This window comes from Pseudarthrobacter sp. AB1 (assembly GCF_014926485.1).
Taxonomy (GTDB): Bacteria; Actinomycetota; Actinomycetes; order Actinomycetales; family Micrococcaceae; genus Arthrobacter.
On sequence record NZ_PZKO01000008.1, the window covers coordinates 89838 to 113594 of the forward strand.

Genomic DNA, 23757 nt, shown 5'->3' on the forward strand with positions numbered 1-23757 from the left:
TAAGGTCCGGCATGCAGTAGTTAGAGCTCAATATTAGTTCTGGCCGTCCAGTCAATGGACAAAAGGTCCATGATATGGACCCGTGGTCCACGTCTCATCCTTTGGTCCGTTAACTCTCCTCACGCCGCCGGATGGCTGCCGATAGGCAAATGTCACAGCGCGTTAACAAACCGCGACCGTCCACGAAACGCGCCTTCTCTACCTTGGAAGAACAACATCCCCCATGAGGAGGTCCACCGTGACTGTTGACCGCAGCGCAAATGCCGGCCCCGGCAATTCCGTAGATATTGACACCGACCCGCTGCACGGAGGCGTGTCCTCATCCGCCAGCCCGCAGCCCTCCACCAGTACAACCGACGCCCCCGCCCTTGAGTTCCGTCCAGGCCGCTGGATCGCCAACTGGAACGCCGAGAACAAAGAGCAGTGGGAGTCCGGCGGCCGGACCATCGCCCGCCGCAACCTGAACTGGTCCATCTTCGCCGAGTTCCTCGGCTTTGTGGTCTGGCAGCTCTGGTCCATCGTGGTGGTCCAGCTTCCTGCAGCCGGCTTCACGTTCACCACCTCGGAAATCTTCTGGCTGATCTCGATGCCCAGCCTGGTAGGCGCCACGCTCCGGATCCCCTACACCTTTATGGTCCCCCGCTTCGGCGGCCGGAACTGGACCATCGTGTCGGCGCTCCTCCTCCTGATCCCCTCCGTCGGCCTGGGACTCTGCGTCTCCAACCCGGAAACCCCGTTCGGCGTCATGCTCTTCGTGGCAGCACTGGCAGGCTTCGGCGGCGGCAACTTCGCCAGCTCGATGGCCAACATCACGTTCTTCTACCCGGCACGGGAGAAGGGCTGGGCCCTGGGCCTGAACGCCGCAGGCGGCAACATGGGTGCAGCCGTTGCACAGCTCGCCGTCCCGATTGTGATCACGCTGGTGGCCGTCGGCAGCGTCAACCTGCCCATGGCCGGCTGGATGTGGATCCCCTTCATCCTGATCGCCGCCTTCGGTGCCTGGAAGTACATGGACAACCTCACCAGCGCCAAGGGTGACGTGGCCGGCTCGGTCGCAGCACTGAAGGAACCGCACCTGTGGATCATGGCGCTGCTGTACATCGGTACCTTCGGTTCGTTCATCGGCTTCGCCGGAGTGTTCCCCAAGCTCATCAAGGACTACTTCCCGGCGTTCTCCTCCATCGGAGTCGGCACCGTGGCACTCTCGCTGGCCTTCCTCGGCCCGCTGGTCGGTTCACTCGCCCGCCCCTACGGCGGACGCATGGCTGACCGCATGGGCGGGGCACGGATGACTGTCGCGGCCTTTGCCGCGATGGCCGTCATCACCCTGACCATGATCTGGACCCTGCCGCTGAAGAACTTCTGGCTCTTCCTGGTCCTGTTCCTGATGCTCTTCACCGCCAGCGGCTTCGGCAACGGCGCAACCTACCGGATGATCCCCATCATCTTCGCCACGTCCAGCCGGGCAGCAATGTCCGGTGCCAGCACCGTGCAGACCCAGCGGCTCGCGTCGTCTGCTCTCGGACTCATCTCGGCCATCGGCGCTTATGGCGGCTTCGTTATCCCGCAGGTCCTGAACGCCTCCAACACGGCCAGCGGTTCCTACACCCCTGCCTTCTACGGATTCGTCGGAGCCTACGTAGTGATGCTGGCGGTCTGCTGGTTCTTCTACATCCGCAACGCCAACCGAAACGCGATGGGACACGTCTAACATGACCAAAAGCGCCGACACGCACTGCCCTTACTGCGCCCTGCAGTGCGCCATGACGCTCACGTCACCAGCGGAACTGACCCCGGCTTCCGAGCCGGGGTCAGTCCCCGTGCCGGCTGAATCCGCAGCGCTGGCCGCTGCAGACGCACCCCTCCTGAAGGCCCCCCTCCTCGAGGTCAGTGGACGCGATTTCCCCACCAACCGCGGCGGCCTCTGCCGCAAAGGCTGGACCTCCGCCACGCTCCTGAACCACCCCGGACGGGTCACCGAACCGCTGCTCAAGGGCGCCGACGGCGTCCATCACCCCATCGGCTGGGACCAGGCGCTGGCGCTGGTCAGCACCGCCGTGAAGGACACACAGGCACGCTACGGCAAGGACGCCGTCGGGGTTTTCGGCGGAGGTGGCCTCACCAACGAGAAGGCCTACATGCTGGGCAAGTTCGCCCGCCTGGCCCTGGGCACCTCGCGCATCGACTACAACGGCCGTTTCTGCATGTCCTCCGCCGCGGCCGCCGGGATGCGCGCCTTCGGCCTGGACCGCGGCCTCCCGTTCCCGCTGGCAGACCTGGACTCCGCCAGCACCATCATGATGCTCGGCTCCAACGTCGCCGAAACCATGCCGCCGTTTGTGCAGCACCTCCAGGGCGCCCGCGACGCCGGCGGGCTGATCGTGGTGGATCCCCGCCGTTCAGCCACGGCGAAGTTCACGGCCGACGGCGGCGGCCTCCACCTCCAGCCCCTGCCGGGCACCGACCTCACCCTCCTACTGGGCCTCTCACACGTGATCATCCACGAAGGCCTGGCCGACCAGGACTTCCTCGCGGCACGCACCACCGGCTATGAGGCCGTGGTCCGCAGCGTCAACTCGTTCTGGCCCGAACGTGTCCAGTCCCTCACCGGCGTCCCGGCGGAGCTCATCCGGGAAACCGCCCGCAGGCTTGCCGACGGCGCGGGCAAGGGCGGGAGCTACATCCTGACCGGCCGCGGCGTGGAACAGCACGTGGACGGCACGGACACCGCCACCGCCGCGATCAACCTCAGCCTCCTGCTGGGACTGCCCGGTTCACGCCGCAGCGGCTACGGCACCCTGACCGGCCAGGGCAACGGCCAGGGCGGCCGCGAGCACGGCCAGAAGGCCGACCAGCTCCCCGGCTACCGCAAGATCACCGATCCCGCGGCCCGCGCCCATATGGCCGGCGTCTGGGGCGTCCCGGAGGAAACCATTCCCGGGCCCGGGCTGCCCGCCGTCCAGTTGCTGAAGTCGCTGGGGCAGCCCGACGGCGTCCGGTGCCTTTTTGTGCACGCCTCCAACATCGCGGTGGCCTCCCCCGACGCGAACGCCGTCATTGCCGGGCTCCGCAGCCTGGACTTCCTGGTGGTCTGCGACTTCTTTATGTCCGAGACGGCCGCCGAAGCCGACCTCATCCTCCCGGTCCTGCAGTGGGCCGAGGAGGAGGGCACGCTCACCAACCTGGAGGGACGCGTGCTCCGCCGCCGCCGCGCCCTGCAGCCGCCCGCCGGGGCGCGCAGCGAACTGTGGATCATGGCCCGGCTCGCCGAAGCCCTCGAAGCCCCGTCCACGTATAGCGAAGATCCGGAAACGGTCTTTGAGGAACTGCGGCTGGCCTCCGCCGGCGGGCACGCCGACTACTCCGGCATCGACTACGCCATGCTGGACCGCGGCGAAGCCGCCTACTGGCCCTACCCTGCGGGGAGCACCGGCACGCCCCGGCTCTTCCTGGATACGTTCGCCCACGCCGGCGGCATGGCGGCCATGACCCCGGTGACGCCCCGCCGCCGTCGTACGCCGGACGCCAATCCGGACCCGGCCGCGAAAACCATGACCCTGATCACCGGCCGCCTCCTGGAGCACTACCAGTCCGGAGCTCAGACCCGGCGGGTGTCTGAGCTGCTGGCCAGCCAGCCTGAAGCGAAAATGCAGATCCACCCCGCTGCCGCTGCCGCCATGGGCATCACCGAGGGTGCATTTGTCTCGGTGGCCAATGAACGCGGCGAGGTGGTGTGCCGGGCGGAACTCAGCACCGCGATCCGTCCCGAGACAGTCTTCCTGCCGTTCCATTTTCCGGAACTGGAAAGCGCGAACCGCCTCACCGAGGCGGCAACGGATCCCATTTCCGGGATGCCCGAATTCAAGTTCAACAAGGTGTGGGTCCGGGCGGTCGCAACCGGACTTCAGAACAGTGTTCTTCAGACATCGGAGGCCTCATGAGTGAGCAGATTGTCGTTGTTGGTTTCGGCCCGGTGGCTGCCCGCCTGATCGATGAACTGCTGCCCGCGGTCCGCGACGGGCACGTCAGCCTGACCGTCGTGGGCGAAGAGGCAGAGGCCGCGTACAACCGTGTGCTGGTGGCCGACCTCGGCGTCGGACGCACCACCGCCGACGCCCTGGCCCTCTCCGACGCGGCAGCCCTGGCCGCCGACGGCGTGGACGTCCGGCTCGGTGTGCGCGTCCGCCGTGTGGACCGGGCCCGCCAGCAGGTACTTCTCACCGACGGCACCTCCATCCACTATGAGCGGCTGGTCTTCGCCACCGGTTCCCGGCCCGTTATCCCCAACCTGACCGGCATCAACCCCGATCCCGCTTCCCCCGTCCTTCCGGCCGGCGTGACCGCGCTCCGGGACCTCCGGGACGCTGCCGTGCTCAAGCAGGCCGTCGACGGCGGCAAGCGCGTTGTGGTGCTCGGCGGCGGCGTCCTTGGCCTCGAAACAGCCCTCGCCGCTGCCGAGGAAGGCGCCACCGTCACGGTAGTACACAACGGGCCGCACCCCCTGGGCCGCACCATCGACCGCGGCGGCGGAGCGGTCCTCGCGGCCAGCCTGCGCCGGTGCGGCGTCCGAATGGCCGGCAATGCCCGGTCCACCGGGGTGGAGCACAACGCGCCCGACGGCGGGTTCTCGGCGCTGCTGCTCAATGACGGTTCGGCGATCGACGGCGACCTCCTGGTCCTCTCCTGCGGCGTCCGTCCCAGGACCGAGCTCGCCGAAGGCTGCGGTCTGTCCACCGGCATCGGCATCCTGGTGGACCACCGGCTGCGGGCCCACCACGAGCCGCACATCTTCGCGATCGGCGACTGCGCCGAAGTCCGTTGCCCGGACCCAGCCTGCGGTGAATGCCGCACGGCGAAGGGCCCGTCCGGCCTGGTGGGTCCCGGGTGGCGGCAGGCCGAATGGCTGGCCGAATACCTGACCATGCTGGCCACCGGCACACAGGAGCAGGCCGACACGCTGCAGGAGCTGCCCCAGGAACAGGCCGGCGTGATTGTGCTCAAGGCCCGCGGCATGAACATGGCGGTGGCCGGGGACAACGGTGCCGAGCCGTGGGATGAAGAAGCCCTCACCGCTGGTGCCGTGAACGGCCGGCCGCGGCTGCAGATCGCCCAGTGGGCAGATCCGGAACACGGCCGCTACGTCAAGATGACCACCCGCGGCGGAGTGCTGGAAGGCCTGGTGGCCGTGGGCATGCCGCGGACCGCCGCCGAGCTCGTGGGACTGTTTGAGCGCGGCGCGGAACTGCCGGCCGACAGGTCCCTGCTGCTGCGGCTGGACGGTCCGGACCAGCTGGCCGCATCCGGTCCCGCGGACCCGGAAGAAACCGTATGCCGCTGCGCCGGTGTCAGCGGCACCAAGATCCAGGGTGCCGTGGCGGATGGCTGCTCCACCGTTGCCGAGGTGTCCAAGGCGACCCGCGCCGGCACCGGCTGCGGCGGCTGCCACGAGGACATCAAGGGGCTCATCGAAAAACACTTCCAGGCGGCTCCCGCCGCCTGAGTCGTCCTGAAGCCGGGAAGCCCGGACATGTCCGCGTAACGCGAATCGGGGACGACCGCGGGCGGCAGGTAACATCGTGGCCATGAATGCCGACGAAGAAGACGACATCACCGAAGAGCTGCTGGCCGACGCCAGAAAACTGACGGGGCTGAGCCTGGAATTGTTGGGTCTTGACCCGCACCCGGATGACATGACGCCGGAGCAGCGGCTGCAGTTCGAACCCGAAGACCTGGACGAAATGGCCGCGGTCTCGCCGGAAGACCGGAAAACAGCCGTGAGCCAGACACTCGCGCTGGCAGGACTCCTGTGGAACTCGTCGGGCGTTCTCGTGGACCAGCTCTTCCGCGATCTGGGGACCCTGACCGCCCTGGATGCGGTTACTCCGTCTGACGTCGCCGGGACCTCTGTGCTGTCCTCGCTGCCGCCTCGGTTCGCCGCCAGCTACGACGCCAAGTTCACCCAAAGGTTCATCGTGGTGGCTTCCGATGTAACGGCATCGCTGGTCCGCGGCTGGACAGCCCCCGGATGCCTCGCAGCCGAACTCGCCGTCCGCTGCCTGCTCGATCAGGCGGAAATCACCGAGGACATCTATGAACTCGATCTCCCGGAAGACTGGCGGGCGCAGGTCGAGGAAGTCCTGTTGGAAGAAGCCGATAGTCCAGCCCTCTACTCGGACTGCCCCGACCTTCCGGAAATCGACGCCGGAAACCTCAGTATCAAGGGCTGGTTCACCCCGTTTGCAGCCGGGAGCACTGTACCGCCCTACGCCCTGGCTTAGGCGTCGAGGCCGGGAATCCGGGCGGTCTTCAGGCCGGGGCCTTGGGGATCATAATCCACAGGGCGATGTAAACCAGCTCCCCGATTCCCACCAGGCCAAAGATCACAAAACCGAGCCTGACCAGGAACTTCGGGAGCCCGAACCGGGCTGACAGGGCGGCACAAACGCCACCGATGATTTTTCCACGGCGTGGCCGCTCCAGAGCTGTAGTCATGCCCCCCACGCTACCGCAACTCATTTACATGTGGACGTGCAGGCGCCGCGCCGCTTCCGAGATGGACCCGCTCAACGATGGGTAGACCGTGAAGGTGTTGGCTACGTCGTCGACGTGGAGCTTCTGGGTGACCGCAAGGGAGATGGCGAAGATCAGCTCGGAAGCGTTGGGCCCCACCACAACGCCGCCAATCACTGTGCCGGAGCCCTTACGGGCGAAGATCTTAACGAAGCCGTCCTTGTGATTGCGCATTTTGGCGCGGGCATTGCTCTTGAGCGAGAGTTTGACGATGTCGCCCTGGTATTTGCCGGACTGGATCTCGGCCTCGGAGACCCCCACATTCGCGATCTCGGGTGAGGTGAAGATGTTGGACGCCACCTGGTGAAGCTTGAGCGGCATCACGCTGTCGCCCAGGAAATGTGCGATCGCGATCCGGCCCTGCATTGCGGCCACCGAGGCCAAGGCCAGCACGCCGGTGCAGTCGCCCGCGGCGTAGATGTTCGGTGAGGTGGTGCGGGAGACGCCGTCGACCTTTATATGGCCGCTCTCGGTGAGGGCCACGCCGGCCTCTTCAAGGCCGATGCCGGCGGTATTCGGGATGGAACCCACGCATACCAGGCAGTGGCTGCCGGTGACTTTCGATCCGTCACCGAGGGTGACCACCACGCCGTCGTCGGTCCGTTCGACGGTTTCGGCACGGGCGCGGGACAGCACGCGCACACCGCGGCGCTCGAAGACTTCCTCCAGCACCTCCGCGGCGTCGGTGTCAGAGCCGGGCAGCACCCGGTCGCGGCTGGAGATCAGGGTGACCTTGGAGCCCAGGCCGTTGTAGGCGGAGGCAAACTCGGCACCGGTCACACCGGAGCCCACCACAATCAGATCCTCGGGAAGCTCATCAAGGTTGTAGATCTGCGCCCAGTTCAGGATGCGTTCCCCGTCCGGCCGCGCGGTGGGCAGCTCGCGGGGGTGCGCGCCGACGGCCAGCAGAATGGTGTCAGCTTCCACGATTTCGGTGCCGCCAGCTGTCAGGACTTCAATGGTGTGGTTGTCCAGGAGTTTGCCCGAACCAAGCAGGATGCGGACGTTCTGGTGCTCCAGCCCACTGGAGATGTCGGTGGACTGTTGGCGGGCAAGGCCCAGCAGGCGGTCGTTGATGTGTTTGAGGTCGGCGCGCATCGCCGGCACAAAGTCGCCGCCGTCGACGTCGAACTTCACTCCCAGCTCCCCGGCCTCACCGACGCGGGTCATCAGGTCCGCCGTCGCGATCAGGGTCTTGGAAGGCACGACGTCGGTCAGCACAGCCGAGCCGCCCATGCCCGCGCGTTCAATGATGGTGACCTGCGCTCCCAGCGAGGCAGCGACCATAGCGGCTTCGTATCCGCCGGGGCCACCTCCGAGGATTGCGATCCGGGGGGAGCTGAAATCAGGGTGCGTAGTCACAATCAACCATTGTCCCGCATCAGCGCAGGGACCACCAATAAAAGAGTGGCCCGTCACGGTGCCGGCCGCGGCCTAGAGCACCGCTGTTGCCACTGTGCACAGCGGCAGCAGCACGATAACTTGTACCAGTGAGTAATACAGACTTCCAGAACACGGACCCTTTCGCCGCCGCGCGCTCCGCTGCTGACTACATCGCCCGGGAGACGGGGGTTGACAGCCACGACATCGCCCTCGTCCTGGGGTCAGGCTGGGCCGAAGCCGCCGACCTCATCGGCGAGACCACCGCCACCCTGACCGCTGACACCGTCCCGGGCTTCCATGCCCCGGCGGTGGAGGGCCATGTGGGCACCATCCGCTCGGTCCTGACCAAAGAAGGCAAACGCGCGCTGGTCCTGGGTGCACGGACGCACTACTACGAAGGCAAAGGCGTCCGCGCCGTGGTCCACGGCATCCGCACCGCCGCGGCCGCCGGCTGCAAAACCCTGGTCCTCACCAACGGCTGCGGCGGACTGAACGAAAGCTGGACGCCGGGCACCCCGGTACTCATCAAAGATCACATCAACCTCACCGCCACGTCCCCGCTGGAAGGCGCAACGTTTGTTGACCTGACAGATCTTTACAGCTCACGCATCCGCGCCCTCGCCCGCGAAGTGGACGCCTCGCTGGACGAGGGCGTCTATGCCCAGTTCAGCGGGCCGCACTACGAAACGCCGGCCGAGGTCCAGTACGCCAAGCGGATCGGCGCGGACCTGGTGGGCATGTCCACTGCTTTGGAAGCGATCGCCGGCCGCCACGCAGGCATGGAAGTATTCGGAATTTCGCTGGTCACCAACCTTGCGGCCGGGATCAGCGCCATGCCGCTGAGCCACCAGGAAGTCATCGAGTCCGGCCAGGCCGCCGGACCGCGCATCTCCAAATTGCTGGCGGGCATCATCGCCAAGCTTTAGCGCAACGCGGGGTCACTTATCGCCCATCCGAGGCCTTGTAACGGGCGCTAAGTGACCCCGCGTTGCCTCTGGGCTGGTCACGATCTGGTGCCCATAAGTTGACTGACCGTGGCCTCCCGGGCTTCGGGAAACCGGCGCTCGATGGACTGGGCGATCCCGGCAATGCTCTGCCGGGACAGCTCAGTCCGCCAGGTGACTTCGGCGTGGCGCATGGTCTGGGAGATGAGGCACGTGCGGGCGTAGTCGGCGTCCATGCCCCCGCCCGGGGCGTCCTTGGCGATGCCTTCGCACCGGAAGGCATGGTCACTTCCTTCGATGGCGAGGACCACGTCAAGGACGGAAATCCGGTCCGGACGCCTGGCCAGCGAGAAGCCGCCCCGCGGCCCGGACACCGAGGTAAGGATCCCGGCCCGCACCAGGGCCTGGAGCTGTTTGTTCAGGTACGCGGCGGAAAGCTTGTAAAATTCGGCCAGGCGTGCACTGCTGACAGCCTCCCCCGGCACGGTCCAGGACATGTTGACGCAGCTATGCAGCCCCCACTCAACACCCTGGCCCAGTTTCATATCCGCGACATTACTTGTCCAGAAAATCTACGGCAAGGATTCCGCTGGTTTCCGCTGTCACAGGTGGGTGTTCAGGCACAGTTCCTGAAGCAATGACGATAGCGTTGACCGCATGACGTCCTCCGATGCCGCTTCCTTGTTCAGCCAAGCCCGCGAATGGGCGGCCAAAGATCCGGATCCCGCCACAGCCGCAGAGCTCACCGAGCTGCTGCAACTCGCGGAGGAGGGCTCCCCCGCAGCATCACAGGAGCTGGCCGACAGCTTCAACGGCACCCTTCAGTTCGGCACCGCAGGCCTCCGCGCCGCCCTGGGCGCAGGGCCGAACCGCATGAACCGCGTGGTGGTGCGCCGCGCCGCCGCCGGCCTCGCCGACTTCCTGGTTGATGCGGTGGGTGAGGCCGCCCCCGGGACCCGGCCACGCGCCGTCGTCGGCTATGACGCCCGCTACAACTCCGACATCTTCGCCGAGGAAACGGCGGCCATCTTTACGGCCGCCGGGATCGAAACGTTCCTGATGCCGTCCGCACTGCCCACCCCGCTGCTCGCATTCGCTGTGCGGGCCCTCAATTGCGACGGCGGTGTGATGGTGACCGCCAGCCACAATCCCCCGCAGGACAACGGCTACAAGGTGTATCTGGGCCGTCATGCCGTGGAGCGCAGCAGCCGCGGAGCGCAGATCGTGGCCCCCTACGACGCCAGGATCGCGGCGCGGATCGATGCCGTGGGCGCCCTGGAATCCATCACCCTGGCGGCCGACGGCTGGGCGGTCCTGGACCCGTCGGTTGCGGCGGATTATGAACGCGCGACGGCGGCACTCGCCGATGCGGGCCGCTTCCCGTCCCGTGACCTGCGGATTGTCCTGACCCCCATGCACGGTGTGGGCGGCGAAACTGCCGTGGCGGTGCTTAATTCTGCCGGCTTTGCCGATGTCACCTTGGTGGCTGAACAGGCTGAGCCGGATCCCGACTTTCCCACGGTGAGCTTTCCCAATCCGGAAGAACCCGGCGCGCTGGACCTGGCCCTGGAAACTGCCGTCCGCGTCGACGCCGATATTGTCCTGGCCAACGATCCGGATGCGGACCGCGCTGCAGTGGCGGCCAAAGATCCGGACACCGGCGCTTGGCGTATGCTCCGCGGCGACGAGGTTGGCGCGCTGCTGGGAGCACACATTGTGGCCCGGCTGGCGGCCGGGCCACACCAAGCGTCAGGCAGTGCGGACGGACTTGGCACTGGTGAAGGGGCCGGCGTCTTCGCCAACTCGATTGTGTCCTCGCGCCTGCTCTCCCGTATCGCCGCCGCGGCAGGATACGAGCATGAGGAAACACTGACCGGGTTCAAATGGATTTCCCGGGTGCCCGGGCTGGTTTACGGCTACGAGGAAGCCCTGGGCTATTGCGTTGCACCGGACCTGGTCCGGGACAAGGACGGGATCTCTGCCGCTGTCCTCATCGCGGAAATGGCTGCCACCGCCAAGGCGGACGGAAAAACCATCTTCGACACCCTGGATGAGCTCTACCTTCAGCACGGTCTGCACGCCGGCGACCAACTGAGCATCCGGGTGGCGGATCTGGGCCTGCTGGACGCCATGATGAACCGGCTCCGGGTGAGCCCGCCCGGTTCGTTCGGTTCGTCCGCTGTTGAAACTTTTGTGGACCTGGCCGAAGGGAGCGGGCAGCTGCCGCCCACCGATGGCCTGCTGTATCTGACCCGGGACAACACCCGGGTCATCATCCGGCCCAGCGGCACCGAGCCAAAGCTCAAGTGCTACCTGGAGGTCATCCTCCCGGTTGAGTCAGCTGCCGAACTGCCCGAAGCCCGGCAGGCAGCCCGTTCCGCCCTGGACCATGTGCTCGGTGATGTCCGCGAGGCGCTCGGGCTCTAGCGGGACGCTAAACCTCAACTTCGATGAAACCGTCTGAAATGCGGGTGCTGAACGTTTCCAGGCGCACCGCGGCGGTTCCGAAGCATTCACCGGTTTCCAGATCGTAGACCTCTTTGTGCAGCGGCGAAGCGATGGTGGGTCGTGTGCCGCGTGAACCCAGGATGCCCCGTGCCATCACGTGGGCGCCGGTGGCGGGATCTTCGTGGGCCACGGCAAAAACTTCACTGGGGCCCGTCCGGAAGAGTGCCACCTGGCGGCCCGCAATGAGTGCTGCTTCGCCCCAGGCGAGCTCCAGCTCGTCCACGGCGCAGACCCGGTGCCAGGTAGCGGTGTCGGCGGCGAGCGCCCCAAGTTCCAGTGTTGCCGTCATGTCCGGCTCCTCTCCCCGTGCTTTATTGGCCACCTCTATGGCCGTACCAAACAACTTAGGCAACGGGTGTTTCAGAGGCGTGCAGTGAATGTGTCCGGCGCGTAAAAGAGACCTCACCCGCTCGGAAACGCGTTCGTGATGCAGAAGTTAAGCCTACGAAACATAAGGGAAACTGAAGCGAAACTGCGGCTACCTAGTCTGGATGGACACCTCGTCAGAGAAAGTCGCAGAACATCGTCTGCGGCACATGCGAAAGGCCCACAGTGACCGAACAGACTTCACCCCAGACGGCACCGCGCCGGATCGTCGTCGCCGGTGGCGGCCCTGCTGCCCACCGCTTCGCCGATGCCATGCACACCCGGGGCCTTGAGGGCTGGGACGTCACGGTCCTCACGGAAGAAGCCCACCTCCCCTATGACCGCGTGGCTCTGTCCAAGGCACTGACGGACAGCAGCGTGGACCTCACCCTGGGCTCTGCCTCCATGTGGGACCACGCTTCCCTGTCATTGAAGACCGGCGAACGCGTGGTCAAGATCAATGCCGGAGCGAAGACGGTTGAGACCGCAGCCGGCAGCATCTTTGAATACGACGACCTGGTGGTTGCCACCGGCTCCGACGCCATGCGCCTGCCCATCCCCGGCGCCGAGCACGTGCATGTTTACCGCACGCTCGAGGACGTCTGGGCCATCAACAAGGCCATCGCGGAGCTCACGGAAAAGCTGGGCCGCAAGATCAATGCCGTGACCATCGGCGGCGGGCTCCTGGGACTCGAGTCAGCTGCAGGCACTGAACAGCTCGGCGCGACTCCCGTGGTTATTAACGGCGCACCGTGGCTGATGAACACCCAGCTGGACGAAGGCGCGGGCCAGTCGCTGGGCCGCCTCATCGAAGCCAAGGGCTTTACGGTCCACGGCGGCGTGTTCCCCTCGCAGGTCCTTTCCGACGACGACGGACAAGTCACCGGCGTCCTCATGGCGGACGAACGGATCATCCCCGCCGATCTCGTCATCGTGGCCATCGGCGTCAAGCCCCGTGACGAACTCTTCCGCGCAGCCGAAGGCGAGGAGCCGCAGTTCAGCCTGGGCCCGCGCGGCGGCGTGGTCATCAACGACTTCTGCGCCACAGAAGTCCCCGGTATCTGGGCAATCGGTGAAGTGGCCAACTTTGAGGGCATGTGCCTGGGCCTGGTTGCCCCCGCCAACACCATGGCCGAGATCGTCGCGGACCGCCTCCACGGCGGCGCAGCCACCTTCCCGGGCTTTGACACCGCCACGAAGCTCAAGCTCTCCGGCGTGGACGTTGCCAGCTTCGGTGACGCGTTCGCCCGGACCGAGCACTCCCTCGAGATCGTCTATGCAGACCCCGCCCGCGGCGTCTACCAGAAGATCGTCACCACCGACGATGCCAAAACCCTGCTCGGCGGCATCTTCGTGGGCGACGCATCCCCTTACATGAGCCTGCGCCCGCTGCTCGGCCGCGAACTCAGCGCCGAACCGGGCGCTTACCTCACGGCGGCCGGCGGCGGCGACGCCCCGGACACCGAACTCCCGGACGACGCCATCCTTTGTTCCTGCAACAACGTGGCCGCCGGCACCATCCGCGACGCCATCAACGGCTGCGGCGCCTGCGACGGCAACGCCCCCGTCCAGGAGCTTGGCGAGCTCAAGGGCTGCACCCGCGCCGGCACCAGCTGCGGATCCTGCGTGCCGATGCTCAAGAAGCTGCTGGAAACCGAACTCACCAAGTCCGGCGTCGAGGTCTCCAAGGCACTCTGCGAGCACATCGAGCTGTCCCGTCAGGAACTCTTCGACGCCATCCGCGTCCTGGAACTGACCTCCTTCGAGGAGATCATGGCCAAGTACGGCACGGGTGCCGGCTGCGATATCTGCAAGCCCACCATCGCCAACATCCTGGCCAGCCAGAACAGCGCCTACGTCCTGGATGCCGGCCGCGGCACCCTGCAGGACACCAACGACCGCGCCCTCGCGAACATGCAGAAGGACGGCACCTACTCGGTGGTCCCCCGCATCGCCGGCGGCGAGATCACCCCGAAGAAGCTCGGCGTTATCGCCGCCGTGGCCGAGAAGTACAACCTGTACACCAAGATCACCGGCGGCCAGCGGATCGACATGTTCGGTGCCCGGCTGGAAGAGCTGCCGGAAATCTGGAAGGAATTGGTGGACGCCGGCTTCGAATCCGGCCAGGCGTACGGCAAGAGCCTGCGCACCGTGAAGTCCTGTGTCGGTTCCACCTGGTGCCGTTTCGGTGTCCAGGACTCGGTGGCCATGGCCATCCAGCTCGAACTCCGGTACCGAGGCCTCCGCAGCCCGCACAAGCTCAAGATGGGCGTCTCCGGCTGTGCCCGCGAATGCGCCGAGGCCCGCGGCAAGGACGTCGGCGTGATCGCCACCGCCGACGGCTGGAACCTGTACGTCGGCGGCAACGGCGGTGCCACCCCGGCCCACGCCCAACTGCTGGCCAAGGACCTCGACGACGAAACCCTGCTCAAGTACATCGACCGCTACTTCATGTACTACATCCGCACCGCGGACCGCCTGCAGCGCACCGCGCGCTGGCAGGAAGAGCTCGACGGCGGCATCAAGCACGTCGAGGACGTGGTGGTCAAGGACACCCTGGGCATCGCCGAGGAACTTGAAGCCGCCATGGCCAAGCACGTTGACACCTACGTGGACGAGTGGGCAGACACCCTCAAGGACCCCGAGCGCCTGCGCCGGTTCCGTTCCTTCGTCAACGCACCCGACCAGAAGGACGACTCCATCACCTTCGTCTCCGACGAGCGTGGCCAGATGCGCCCTGCCACTGCGGAGGAAAAGACGCGCGCCAGCCAACAGCCAGTCCTGATCGGCGCCTCCATCCCCATGCGGCCCCGCGCCGAGAACGAGGTATAGCCATGCAGCTCAGCATTGATCTCACCGGCCGCGAAGTCCTGGTCACCGGCTCCGAACACGCCGCCCGCCAGGCGGTCCGCCGCTACGCGGCGGCGGGCGCCGTCGTCTACCGCCTCAGCACCCCTGCGGGTGCAGCGCATGACGGCCCGCTTCCCGAGCGCCCGTTCCTGGTTGCAGCGGTCGACGACGGCCAGCCCGGCTGGGAGCCCCTGCTCGAGCGCTGCGCCGCCACCGGCATCCCGGTGGCGGCCGAGCCTGCCGCCGGACCCGTCGGCCACGTCACCCTGGTGGGTGGCGGACCCGGCACCACCGAGCTGCTGACCGTCGCAGCCGTGAAGGCTCTCCGCGATGCGGACGTGGTGTTCTTCGACCGGCTGGCTCCCTGCCAGGACCTGCCGGACCTGACCTCCGCCGAACTGGTGGATGTGGGCAAGAAGCCCGGCCACCACAAAGTGAGCCAGGCCGACATCGAGAAGCTCATGGTCGAAAGCGCCCTCGCCGGCAACAACGTGGTCCGCCTCAAAGGTGGCGATCCCTACGTCTTTGGCCGCGGCGGCGAAGAAGTGGCCTCCTGCGTGGCAGCGGGCGTGCCTGTCCGTGTCATCTCCGGCGTCACCAGCGCGATCTCCGTGCCGGCGGCCGCCGGCATCCCTGTCACGCACCGCGAGGTCAGCCACATGTTCACTGTGGTCTCCGGCCACGCGCCCCTGACGGAAAAGGAACACACCCACCTGGCCGGGCTGGGCGGCACCATTGTGGTCCTGATGGGCATTGGCACCCTCCACCAGCTCGCGGCCGGACTCCGTAAAGCCGGCATGCGGCCCGACATGCCCATGGCCGTCGTCGAACGCGGTTACCGCCCCGGCCAGCGCACCACCATCGCGGACCTGGGCACCATCACCTCCGCCGCTGCCGGGTGCAGCAATCCCGCGGTGCTCGTCATTGGCGAGGTGGTTCGCGTGGCGGAAGCCAACCGCGGGCATGCTGAGGCCGCCGCCGACCTCGATCGCCTGGCGGCCTCGCTGCTCGGTTCATGAAAGGATTGACCCCCATGAACGCACTGGCACCAGCTGAACCCGCCCAGCTTGCAGAGACATCCGGGCCGGAGGCCGCGGACTCCCCGCTGGAGGGCTTCCGCATCGGAGTCACCTCGCACCGGCGCTCCCGGGACCTCATTGAGGCCCTGGAACGCCGCGGCGCGGAAGTGCTGCATGCCCCGGCCCTCAAGATCGCCCCGGTGCAGGAGGACGTCCGCCTCATCGAGGACACCAAGGCGATCATCGCCGCACGCCCGGACCTGTGCATCGCCACCACGGCGTACGGCATGCGCCGCTGGTGCGAAGCCGCCGACTCCTTTGGGATCGGTGAGCAGCTGCTGGAAACCCTCGCCGGATGCCGGATGTTCGTCCGCGGCCCCAAAGCCCGCGGCGCCGTCCGCGCGGCCGGACTCGCCGACGTAGGAATCAGCAGCGACGAAACCACCGCAACACTGGTGGACATGTTGCTTGCCGAAGGCGTGCGCGGCAAGACCGTGGCCGTGCAGCTGCACGGCTACACGGACGTCCGGCAGCTGGAACGCCTGCGTATGTCCGGGGCCACGGTCCTGACGGTCACCCCGTACCGCTGGGTGAAGCCCGACGGCGAAGACCGGCTTCCGCGCCTCATCGAGGCTGTGTGCAGCGGCAACCTGGACGTGCTCACCTTCACGAGCGCACCCGCCGTCGATGCCGTATGGAGTACCGCCCACGAGATGGGCGTCTACAAGCAGCTCATCGAAAGCCTGAAAACAAACGTCACGACGGCAGTGGTGGGGCCGGTCACCGCCCAGCCCCTGATCGATGCCGGCATCTCGCCGCTCATTCCGGAGCGGTTCCGGATGGGCGCCCTCATCCGGCTGGTGTGTGAGCACCTCGCCCTGAACCATGTGCGCAGGCTGGACACCGCGTCCGGCAACCTTGAGCTGCGCGGGCGCAGCCTGCGGGTCGACGGAGTGCAGGTTGAGCTGGCGCCTGCGCCGCTGCTGCTGCTGCGTGCCCTCCTGGGGGCCGGTGGGGCTGTACTTTCCCGGGAATCGCTGTCGGAACTGCTGGAGCTGAAGGGCTCGGTCCATGCACTGGACATGACGGTCAGCCGCCTGCGGTCATCGCTGCCGGACGGCCGCCTGGTGGAGACGGTGGTCAAGCGGGGTTACCGGATCCGGGTCTAGCGCCTCCCGCCCTCTCCTATTGTTACCGGGCGGTAAATGGCAGCGACGATATGGAAACACGGTGGAAAAACGGGCAGCCTACGCTGGGATTCATCACGAAGTCCCGGCCGCTCCTGCGGCCGCCAGCGAAAGGGCCAGCACATGTCCGCTCCGGCACCGTCCACCTCAGTTTCCCCGGCTCCTCGCATTGTCATTGCCGGAGCAGGGCCCGCCGCACAGGCGCTGGTCCGCCAGCTGGACGGTGCACGCTTCCGCGGCACGGTCACCGTCCTCAGCAACCGGGACGACGCTCCCGCCGAACTCCTGGAACTGGCAGAGCTGCCACAGGTATCAGTCCGCTTCGGCCAGCCGGCCAGCTTCATCGACGCGGAGAACCGTTCCGTTACCACCGCCGATGGCATGGAACTGAGCTACGACGAGCTGGTCATCGCCACCGGATCAGCGCCCGTCGCGTCCCCGGTAGCGGGCGCCGGCCGCTGCCTGAGCTACTCCACGATCGACGACGCAGCCCGGATCGGCGACGCCGTGAAGGAAGTGACGCGGGAACTGGGCCGGCGGCCACTGGGAATCCTCGTGGGAACCGGTGCGGCTGCGGGCCAGGCCGAAGCAGTGCTGCGGGCCCGCGGCGTCCGGCCTATCCGCACAACGGTCCGGCCGGCCGCCGTGGTGCACTCCATCGCCGGCTCAGGCCTGACCGCCTCCGGGGTTGTCTTCGACGACGGCAGCAGCATGAACGGCGACCTGGTTGTCCTGGCCGAAGAGCGGGTCTCCCGCGATGGACTCGCCGCCAGCGCCGGACTCGCTACCGCCCCCAACGGCGGAATCGCCATCAGCAAGGACTACCGGACATCGGTCGCCGGTGTCTGGGCTATCGGCGACGCCGCCGCGTTCGACGGCGTGCGGCTGGGACTGCTGGTCGCGGCGGCCTCTGCCGCCGGCGCCTGCGCTGCGCAGCTGATGACCGCTACATCAGCGGCGGACGCCCCGGCCACGGGTGTGGCCGGGCACGTGCCTGCGGCCGCCTAAACGTCCGCCGCCGTGACACCCGCTGTGACAAGATGGTCACCTGAACAGCCACGCACAGCGTGGCTCCGGCGGCCCACAAGGCCACATGGAAAGGACCATCATGAGCAACGCAGCCACTCCTACCGACCTGACTGGAGCCGGTACGGTCTCAGCACCGGGCAACATCGCTGCCTACATCGACCACACGCTGCTCAAGCCCGAGGCCAGCGAAGCGGAGATCCTCGATGTGTGTGCCGAGGCCGCTGAGTACCACTTCAAGTCAGTCTGCGTGAATCCCCTCTGGGTCAAGACGGTCAAGACCGCGCTCAAGGGGTCCGGGGTACTGACGTGCTCGGTGATCGGCTTTCCCCTGGGTGCCACACCCAGCGATGTGAAGGCATTTGAAGCCCGGGGCGCGGTGCTGGACGGCGCGGACGAAATCGATATGGTCATCAACATCGCGGCCGCCCGCGCCGGTGACAAGGGTGCGCTGGTGGACGATATCTCCGCCGTCGCGGACGCGGTCCACGCGGGCGGAGCCATCCTGAAGGTCATCATCGAAACCGCGTTGCTCAGCGATGACCAGAAGGTCCTTGCCTGCCTTGCGTCCGTTGAAGCGGGGGCGGACTTCGTCAAGACGTCCACGGGGTTCAATGGCGGGGGTGCCACGGCCGAGGACATCGCACTGATGCGCCGCACTGTAGGCCCCGATCTCGGCGTCAAGGCGTCCGGCGGCGTACGTTCCCTCGCCGACGCGCAGGCTATGATTGCTGCAGGTGCAACACGTATTGGTGCCAGCTCCGGCATTGCCATCGTCAAGGGTGAACAGGGTTCAGCCAGCTACTGACGCCGGCCCGGAGCCGCCACAGTTTGAGCCCCGCGGGGCCTAGGAGGAACAAATGTCCAGCAAGACCACCGAGTCCGGCAACGCCACGGTACAAACCCCCCAGAACGAGAACAGCCTCGTGGGCAGCATCCTTCTGTTTGTATCCATGATGGCGCTGTTCCTGGGCTCCATCTACTCCCTGTCCTTCCTCACGCTCGGCAACCCGTGGCCGATGGCCGTCTGCCTGGGCCTGTTTTTCCTGGCGTTCTGGATCCCGCAGACCATCACCGGTCGCTCCGATTCAGCCGGCGGCAAGTAAGAACCCTCTGCAACTTAAAGGTCTGCGGCCCCGGATATTCCGGGGCCGCAGCTTTTTGAGTCATGAACGCTAAAGACTGGCCGTTCACCTACAGCCCGCGTCAATCCCGTGTCAGTCCGCGCCCAGCAGCCGGCTGACCACGGTCTTACCGAGTGCCATGGCGGCCGGGAAATGGGCTTTGGCCAACGACCACGCCGCCATGAACATGCCCACCATCGCGTAGGCGCTCACCGGGATCAGGACCAGCCACTCGCGCTTGGAACCGGCGCGGCCCAGCAACGGCAGGGAAAAGGCGCCGTTGGCTTTCCAGACGTCATTGAGCACCGGCAGTTTCCGGAGAAACTTCGGTGGCTTGATGACGATCGGCCAGAGCAGGGGCACGCCCCCGGTGGTGATCATGTCCCCCACGATGTGGACCACTACCCCGGTCAGCATCGATACGGGCAGCCACGTCCACTGCTCCGGCGCGAACCAGGTCACCAGCCCGGCCATGGCCAGGGCAAAGATCCAGTTGCTGATAAATCCGGACTTGGGAAACAGCTTCAGCGCCTTGGCCGCAATGTTGATCATGAACATGCACAGCAGGCCGGCACCCACGGACAGCAGGCCCCACGCTGTCTGCAGCTGGAACTGGCCGGCCATCATGGCCAGCAGCACAAAGCACGCAGCCCCGAGCACCGAGTGGGTTCCTTGCCGGTGCCCGCCGCTGGCGTTCTCAATACCCACCGCAATCAGGTTGGAAAGCGGCGGCAAAGAGTTTGCCACGGTGCTGTGCCGGTGGTCCCAGTCGCACACGAGCGCCGTCCCCGCCGTCGCCATTCCGCCGATGATGATTCCTGTGGCGTCCAGCGGATACCAGCCCAGCGTGTACGGTCCGGTTGAGGCAATAGCCACCCACGCCGCGGCCCCCGACGCGGCGTGGTGTCCTCCCATCAAGCCCTAACCGCTTACTGCCGGAGCGGCGAGTGGCGCGTCGGAGAAGATGTTGCGGATGACCCCGTTGGCCCATTCGAGGATTTCGGCGTCCTGCAGGTCCCGGCCGCCGATCCTCGCGGTCTTGGGCTTCGGAATCAGCACCGCGTCCAGGGCAGGCTTGGACTGGGAACCCGGGTACATCCGGGTCAGCCGCATCAGTTTCGACTCCGGCAGCTGCGCCGGCGAGAACTTGATGAAGTTGCCCTGAAGTGCGACGTCGGACAGGCCGGCTTCTCGGGCACCCACCCGGAAGCGGGCCACGGCAATGAGGTTCTGGACCGGCAGCGGCGGCTCGCCGTAGCGGTCCACAAGCTCGGCCAGCACTTCCTCGATGGCCTCGTACGTCAAGGCAGATGCCAGCTTGCGGTAGGCCTCCAGGCGGAGCCGCTCCCCCGGCACATAATCGTGCGGGAGGTGCGCGTTGACCGGCAGCTCGATCTTCATTTCGGCGGCCTTTTCCTCGGCGTCGCCGCGGAAATCGGCCACCGCCTCACCCACCAGGCGGATGTAGAGGTCGAAGCCCACGCCCTGGATGTGGCCGGACTGCTCGCCGCCCAGCAGGTTGCCGGCGCCGCGGATTTCGAGGTCCTTCATGGCCAGCTGCATGCCGGCGCCGAGCTCATTGTGGGTGGCGACGGCTTTGAGCCGTTCCAGGGCCACCTCGCCCAGGGGCTTCTCGGACGGGTACAGGAAATAGGCATAGGCGCGTTCACGGCCGCGCCCCACCCGGCCGCGGAGCTGGTGCAGCTGGGAGAGGCCGTATTTGTCGGCCCCGTCCACGATCAGGGTGTTTGCGTTGGAGATGTCCAGGCCGGTTTCGATGATGGTGGTGCACACCAGGACGTCGAAGCGCTTTTCCCAGAAATCCACAATGATCTGCTCCAGCCGGCTCTCGGACATCTGCCCGTGCGCCACCTCCACGCGCGCTTCCGGAACCAGTTCACGGATCTTCGCGGCCGTCCGTTCGATGGTGGACACCCGGTTGTGGACAAAAAACACCTGGCCTTCGCGCATCAGCTCACGCCGGATCGCTGCCGAGGACTGCTTGTCCGTGTACGGGCCCACGTAGGTCAGCACGGGGTGGCGTTCCTCCGGCGGCGTGGCCAGCGTGGAGGTTTCGCGGATGCCCGTCAGGGACATCTCCAGTGTCCGCGGAATCGGGGTGGCGCTCATGGCCAGCACGTCCACGTTGGTGCGCATCTTCTTCAGCGCTTCCTTGTGCTCCACGCCGAAGCGCTGTTCCTCGTCCACGATCACCAGGCCAAGGTCCTTGAAGGCGAAGTCCTTGGACAGCAGCCGGTGCGTGCCGATAACGACGTCGACGGAGCCGCTCTTGACACCCTCCACGGTCTCTTTGGTTTCCGTGGTCCCCTGGAACCGCGACAGAGCCTTGACCCGCAGGGGGAAGCCGGAGAAGCGTTCGGTGAACGTTTCGTAGTGCTGCTGGGCCAACAGGGTGGTGGGCACCAGGACCGCCACCTGCTTCCCGTCCTGGACCGCCTTGAACGCCGCCCGGACCGCGATCTCGGTCTTGCCGTAGCCCACGTCGCCGGACACCAGGCGGTCCATGGGGATCTCCCGTTCCATGTCCGCTTTGACCTCGTTGATGGTGGTCAGCTGGTCCGGCGTCTCCACATATGGGAAGGCCTCCTCAAGCTCACGCTGCCACGGGGTGTCCGGCCCGAAGGCATGTCCCTTTGAGGCCATCCGGGCGGAGTACAGCCGGATGAGTTCGCCGGCGATCTCTTTGACGGCCTTGCGTGCTTTGGACTTGGTGCTCGCCCAATCGGAGCCGCCCATCTTGCTGAGGACAGGCGTGTCTCCGCCGACATACCGGGTTACCTGGTCCAGCTGGTCGGTGGGCACAAACAGCCGGTCCCCCGGGGCGCCGCGCTTGGAGGGTGCGTATTCCAGGACCAGGTATTCACGGACACCGTCTCCGCCGCCTGCCACCTTGCGCTGGATCAGCTCCACAAAACGCCCAATGCCGTGCTGTTCGTGCACCACGGAATCGCCGTTGACCAACTGCAGCGGGTCCACGGCGTTCCGTCGCTTGGACGGCATGCGCCGCATGTCCTTGGTGGAGCCCGCGGATGTCCGTCCCAGCAGGTCCGCTTCGGTGAGCAACCCCAGTTTGAGACTGTCCAGGACAAAACCGCGTCCGACGGCGGCAGTGGTCACCTCGATGATGCCCGCCTGCGGTTCCTTCGCAAGGGTGTCCACGCGGGCACAGGGGATATCGGCATCGTGGAACAGTTCCGCCAGGCGCTGCGCAGGGCCGGGCCCCTCAGTGGCCACCACGATCCGCCACTGGTCCCGGACGTGGGAGCCGATGAAGTCCATCATCTCGGCCACATCACCCTGGTACCCGCGCGGTTCCCGGGCGCGGAGGTTGAGGACGTCGATCTCCGGCACCAGCTCCTCGTCAGTGGCCAGGGACGTGATGGACCACCACGAGACCTCGTGCTCCAGCGAGGAGCTCCGGGTTTCGGCCAGGGAACGGAAGCTGGCGGAGTGCAAGGCTTCCGACGCCTGCGAGCTGAGGTCCAGTGGAGCCTTGCCGCCATCGGATGCCGTGGACCAGGCAGCTTCCAGGAACTCCTCGTTGGTGGCCGCAAGATCATGTGCGCGCCGGCGCACCTTTTCCGGTTCTATGATCACTGAGATGGACCCGGCGGGCAGCTGCTTCACGAACGGGACCATGGCATCCACCAGCACCGGGGCCAAGGATTCCATACCTTCCACGGCGATGCCGCCGGCGATCTTCTCGAGCATGTCCGCGGCCGCGGGAAGCTGCGCCTTCAGGGTGGCTGCACGGGACATCACTGACGGCGTAATCAGGATTTCGCGGCAGGGCGGGGCATGGAGTTCGGCGGGGTGATGCACGCCGGGCGCCGACAGCGAGCGCTGGTCGGCCACCGCGAACCAGCGCATCTGGTCCACCTCGTCACCGAAGAACTCCACCCGGATGGGATGGTCCTCGGTGGGTGGGAAAACGTCGATGATACCGCCGCGGACGGCAAACTCGCCACGATGGGTGACCATGTCCACGCGTGCGTAGGCCGCGTCGGCGAGGCTCCGCACCACGTCGGAGAACGGCCTGTCCTGTCCCACCTTCAGCGTGACCGGAACCAGCTCACCCAGTCCGGCGACGATCGGCTGGACCACTGCGCGGACCGGCGCCACCACCACCCGCAACGGACCCGACGTCGAACTTTCCGGGTGAGCCAGGCGGCGCAGGACGGACAGCCGGCGGCCCACCGTGTCCGAGCGGGGCGAGAGCCGTTCGTGCGGCAGGGTTTCCCAACTGGGGAACTCGGCCACTGAATCGGCCGGCAGGTAGGCACGCAGGGCCGCCGTCAGGTCCTCTGCCTCGCGTCCTGTCGCGGTGACTGCCAGCACCACCGGGGGGAGCCCGCCATCGGGAGTTTCTTCGTCGGCACCGGCGGCCAGCCCATCTGCCATTTCCGCCAGCAGGACGGCACGGAGACCGGCCGGCGCGCTGATCTGGTAATCCTGGCCCCGGACATCAAAGCCCCTGGCCGCCTCCGCCTGGACCCTGGCGAACGTCTGGTCTTCTGCCAGGACACGGCGCAGCCCGGCCAGCGATGGACCGGCGTGGGACGGGCCAGGATGGGACGGGCCAGTGGGGCTCATGGCGGAAACTCCTGTGGGTTCAAGGGATCGCAGGCAACACGAAAACCCGAAATTCTCTTCGAATCCCGGGTCATCCCAGCCTACCCCTGCGCCGAGGCGCGCCAGGCACCCCCGTTGCTAAGCTTACTGAGGACGCGCGCCCGTTGGACGCATCCGCCCGCCTGGC

18 protein-coding genes are annotated in these 23757 nt (G+C 66.6%); 12 read left to right on the forward strand and 6 right to left on the reverse strand.

Going from position 1 to position 23757, the window contains the following annotated elements:
- Positions 1–238: 238 nt before the first annotated feature.
- The 4 genes from DAD99_RS02520 to DAD99_RS02535 all read left to right on the forward strand — a co-directional run bounded on the left by DAD99_RS02520 (position 239) and on the right by DAD99_RS02535 (position 6278).
- Entirely contained in the window at positions 239–1711 is a 1473-nt protein-coding gene (locus tag DAD99_RS02520) for an MFS transporter (protein ID WP_185263002.1), read from the forward strand.
- A gap of 1 nt (position 1712) precedes the next feature.
- On the forward strand, positions 1713–3941 hold the full coding sequence (locus tag DAD99_RS02525; protein WP_193340209.1) for a molybdopterin oxidoreductase family protein: 2229 nt from the start codon (positions 1713–1715) through the stop codon (positions 3939–3941).
- Positions 3938–5500, forward strand: a complete 1563-nt coding sequence (locus DAD99_RS02530; RefSeq protein ID WP_193340210.1) for an FAD-dependent oxidoreductase — start codon at positions 3938–3940, stop codon at positions 5498–5500. The genes DAD99_RS02525 and DAD99_RS02530 overlap by 4 nt, the downstream gene beginning before the upstream one ends.
- 82 nt (positions 5501–5582) lie before the next feature.
- Entirely contained in the window at positions 5583–6278 is a 696-nt protein-coding gene (locus DAD99_RS02535; RefSeq protein WP_193340211.1) for a hypothetical protein, read from the forward strand.
- A 28-nt stretch (positions 6279–6306) separates the two neighbouring features.
- On the opposite strand, the gene DAD99_RS02540 is transcribed toward DAD99_RS02535, so the two are convergent.
- Both DAD99_RS02540 and DAD99_RS02545 read right to left on the reverse strand, forming a co-directional pair.
- Positions 6307–6492 (reverse strand): PspC domain-containing protein, encoded by a 186-nt coding sequence (locus tag DAD99_RS02540; RefSeq protein WP_185262998.1) that lies wholly within the window; start codon positions 6490–6492, stop codon positions 6307–6309.
- 24 nt (positions 6493–6516) lie between these two features.
- Entirely contained in the window at positions 6517–7932 is a 1416-nt protein-coding gene (locus DAD99_RS02545; RefSeq protein ID WP_185262997.1) for an NAD(P)H-quinone dehydrogenase, read from the reverse strand.
- 128 nt (positions 7933–8060) lie between these two features.
- Between DAD99_RS02545 and DAD99_RS02550 the strand changes: the two genes are divergently transcribed.
- Complete coding sequence (locus DAD99_RS02550; RefSeq protein WP_185262996.1) at positions 8061–8879, forward strand: purine-nucleoside phosphorylase; 819 nt, start codon at positions 8061–8063, stop codon at positions 8877–8879.
- A gap of 77 nt (positions 8880–8956) precedes the next feature.
- Here the strand turns inward: DAD99_RS02550 and DAD99_RS02555 are convergent, their stop codons facing one another.
- A complete protein-coding gene (locus DAD99_RS02555) occupies positions 8957–9442 on the reverse strand; it encodes an Rrf2 family transcriptional regulator (protein ID WP_185262995.1) in 486 nt (161 codons plus the stop codon).
- Positions 9443–9554: 112 nt separating this feature from the next.
- Between DAD99_RS02555 and DAD99_RS02560 the strand changes: the two genes are divergently transcribed.
- A complete protein-coding gene (locus DAD99_RS02560; protein WP_193340212.1) occupies positions 9555–11324 on the forward strand; it encodes a phospho-sugar mutase in 1770 nt (589 codons plus the stop codon).
- Between the two features lie 7 nt (positions 11325–11331).
- On the opposite strand, the gene nirD is transcribed toward DAD99_RS02560, so the two are convergent.
- Complete coding sequence (gene nirD / locus DAD99_RS02565) at positions 11332–11694, reverse strand: nitrite reductase small subunit NirD (RefSeq protein WP_185262993.1); 363 nt, start codon at positions 11692–11694, stop codon at positions 11332–11334.
- 263 nt (positions 11695–11957) lie between these two features.
- Between nirD and nirB the strand changes: the two genes are divergently transcribed.
- The 6 genes from nirB (at position 11958) to DAD99_RS02595 (ending at position 18959) form a co-directional block, all read left to right on the forward strand.
- On the forward strand, positions 11958–14603 hold the full coding sequence (nirB, locus tag DAD99_RS02570; protein WP_193340213.1) for a nitrite reductase large subunit NirB: 2646 nt from the start codon (positions 11958–11960) through the stop codon (positions 14601–14603).
- 2 nt (positions 14604–14605) lie between these two features.
- Positions 14606–15640, forward strand: coding sequence for a uroporphyrinogen-III C-methyltransferase (gene cobA, locus DAD99_RS02575; protein WP_193340214.1), 1035 nt, complete (start codon positions 14606–14608; stop codon positions 15638–15640).
- A 14-nt stretch (positions 15641–15654) separates the two neighbouring features.
- Positions 15655–16809, forward strand: coding sequence for a uroporphyrinogen-III synthase (locus DAD99_RS02580; RefSeq protein WP_193340215.1), 1155 nt, complete (start codon positions 15655–15657; stop codon positions 16807–16809).
- 141 nt (positions 16810–16950) lie between these two features.
- Positions 16951–17835 (forward strand): FAD-dependent oxidoreductase, encoded by an 885-nt coding sequence (locus tag DAD99_RS02585; RefSeq protein WP_185262989.1) that lies wholly within the window; start codon positions 16951–16953, stop codon positions 17833–17835.
- 100 nt (positions 17836–17935) lie between these two features.
- Entirely contained in the window at positions 17936–18661 is a 726-nt protein-coding gene (gene deoC, locus DAD99_RS02590) for a deoxyribose-phosphate aldolase (protein WP_185262988.1), read from the forward strand.
- A 52-nt stretch (positions 18662–18713) separates the two neighbouring features.
- Positions 18714–18959, forward strand: coding sequence for a hypothetical protein (locus DAD99_RS02595; protein ID WP_185262987.1), 246 nt, complete (start codon positions 18714–18716; stop codon positions 18957–18959).
- Positions 18960–19070: 111 nt separating this feature from the next.
- Here the strand turns inward: DAD99_RS02595 and DAD99_RS02600 are convergent, their stop codons facing one another.
- Both DAD99_RS02600 and mfd read right to left on the reverse strand, forming a co-directional pair.
- Positions 19071–19892, reverse strand: a complete 822-nt coding sequence (locus tag DAD99_RS02600; RefSeq protein WP_193340216.1) for a metal-dependent hydrolase — start codon at positions 19890–19892, stop codon at positions 19071–19073.
- A 6-nt stretch (positions 19893–19898) separates the two neighbouring features.
- Complete coding sequence (gene mfd, locus DAD99_RS02605) at positions 19899–23591, reverse strand: transcription-repair coupling factor (RefSeq protein ID WP_193340217.1); 3693 nt, start codon at positions 23589–23591, stop codon at positions 19899–19901.
- Positions 23592–23757: the final 166 nt, after the last annotated feature.

Bases quoted from the DNA above. Each gene is read 5' to 3' on its own strand.
- DAD99_RS02525 (WP_193340209.1), top strand. From the start codon at position 1,713: ATGACCAAAAGCGCCGACACGCACTGCCCTTACTGCGCCCTGCAGTGC.
- DAD99_RS02530 (WP_193340210.1), top strand. From the start codon at position 3,938: ATGAGTGAGCAGATTGTCGTTGTTGGTTTCGGCCCGGTGGCTGCCCGC.
- DAD99_RS02535 (WP_193340211.1), top strand. From the start codon at position 5,583: ATGAATGCCGACGAAGAAGACGACATCACCGAAGAGCTGCTGGCCGAC.
- DAD99_RS02540 (WP_185262998.1), bottom strand. From the start codon at position 6,492: ATGACTACAGCTCTGGAGCGGCCACGCCGTGGAAAAATCATCGGTGGC.
- DAD99_RS02555 (WP_185262995.1), bottom strand. From the start codon at position 9,442: ATGAAACTGGGCCAGGGTGTTGAGTGGGGGCTGCATAGCTGCGTCAAC.
- DAD99_RS02560 (WP_193340212.1), top strand. From the start codon at position 9,555: ATGACGTCCTCCGATGCCGCTTCCTTGTTCAGCCAAGCCCGCGAATGG.
- nirD (WP_185262993.1), bottom strand. From the start codon at position 11,694: ATGACGGCAACACTGGAACTTGGGGCGCTCGCCGCCGACACCGCTACC.
- cobA (WP_193340214.1), top strand. From the start codon at position 14,606: ATGCAGCTCAGCATTGATCTCACCGGCCGCGAAGTCCTGGTCACCGGC.
- DAD99_RS02580 (WP_193340215.1), top strand. From the start codon at position 15,655: ATGAACGCACTGGCACCAGCTGAACCCGCCCAGCTTGCAGAGACATCC.
- DAD99_RS02585 (WP_185262989.1), top strand. From the start codon at position 16,951: ATGTCCGCTCCGGCACCGTCCACCTCAGTTTCCCCGGCTCCTCGCATT.
- deoC (WP_185262988.1), top strand. From the start codon at position 17,936: ATGAGCAACGCAGCCACTCCTACCGACCTGACTGGAGCCGGTACGGTC.
- DAD99_RS02595 (WP_185262987.1), top strand. From the start codon at position 18,714: ATGTCCAGCAAGACCACCGAGTCCGGCAACGCCACGGTACAAACCCCC.
- DAD99_RS02600 (WP_193340216.1), bottom strand. From the start codon at position 19,892: ATGGGAGGACACCACGCCGCGTCGGGGGCCGCGGCGTGGGTGGCTATT.
- mfd (WP_193340217.1), bottom strand. From the start codon at position 23,591: ATGAGCCCCACTGGCCCGTCCCATCCTGGCCCGTCCCACGCCGGTCCA.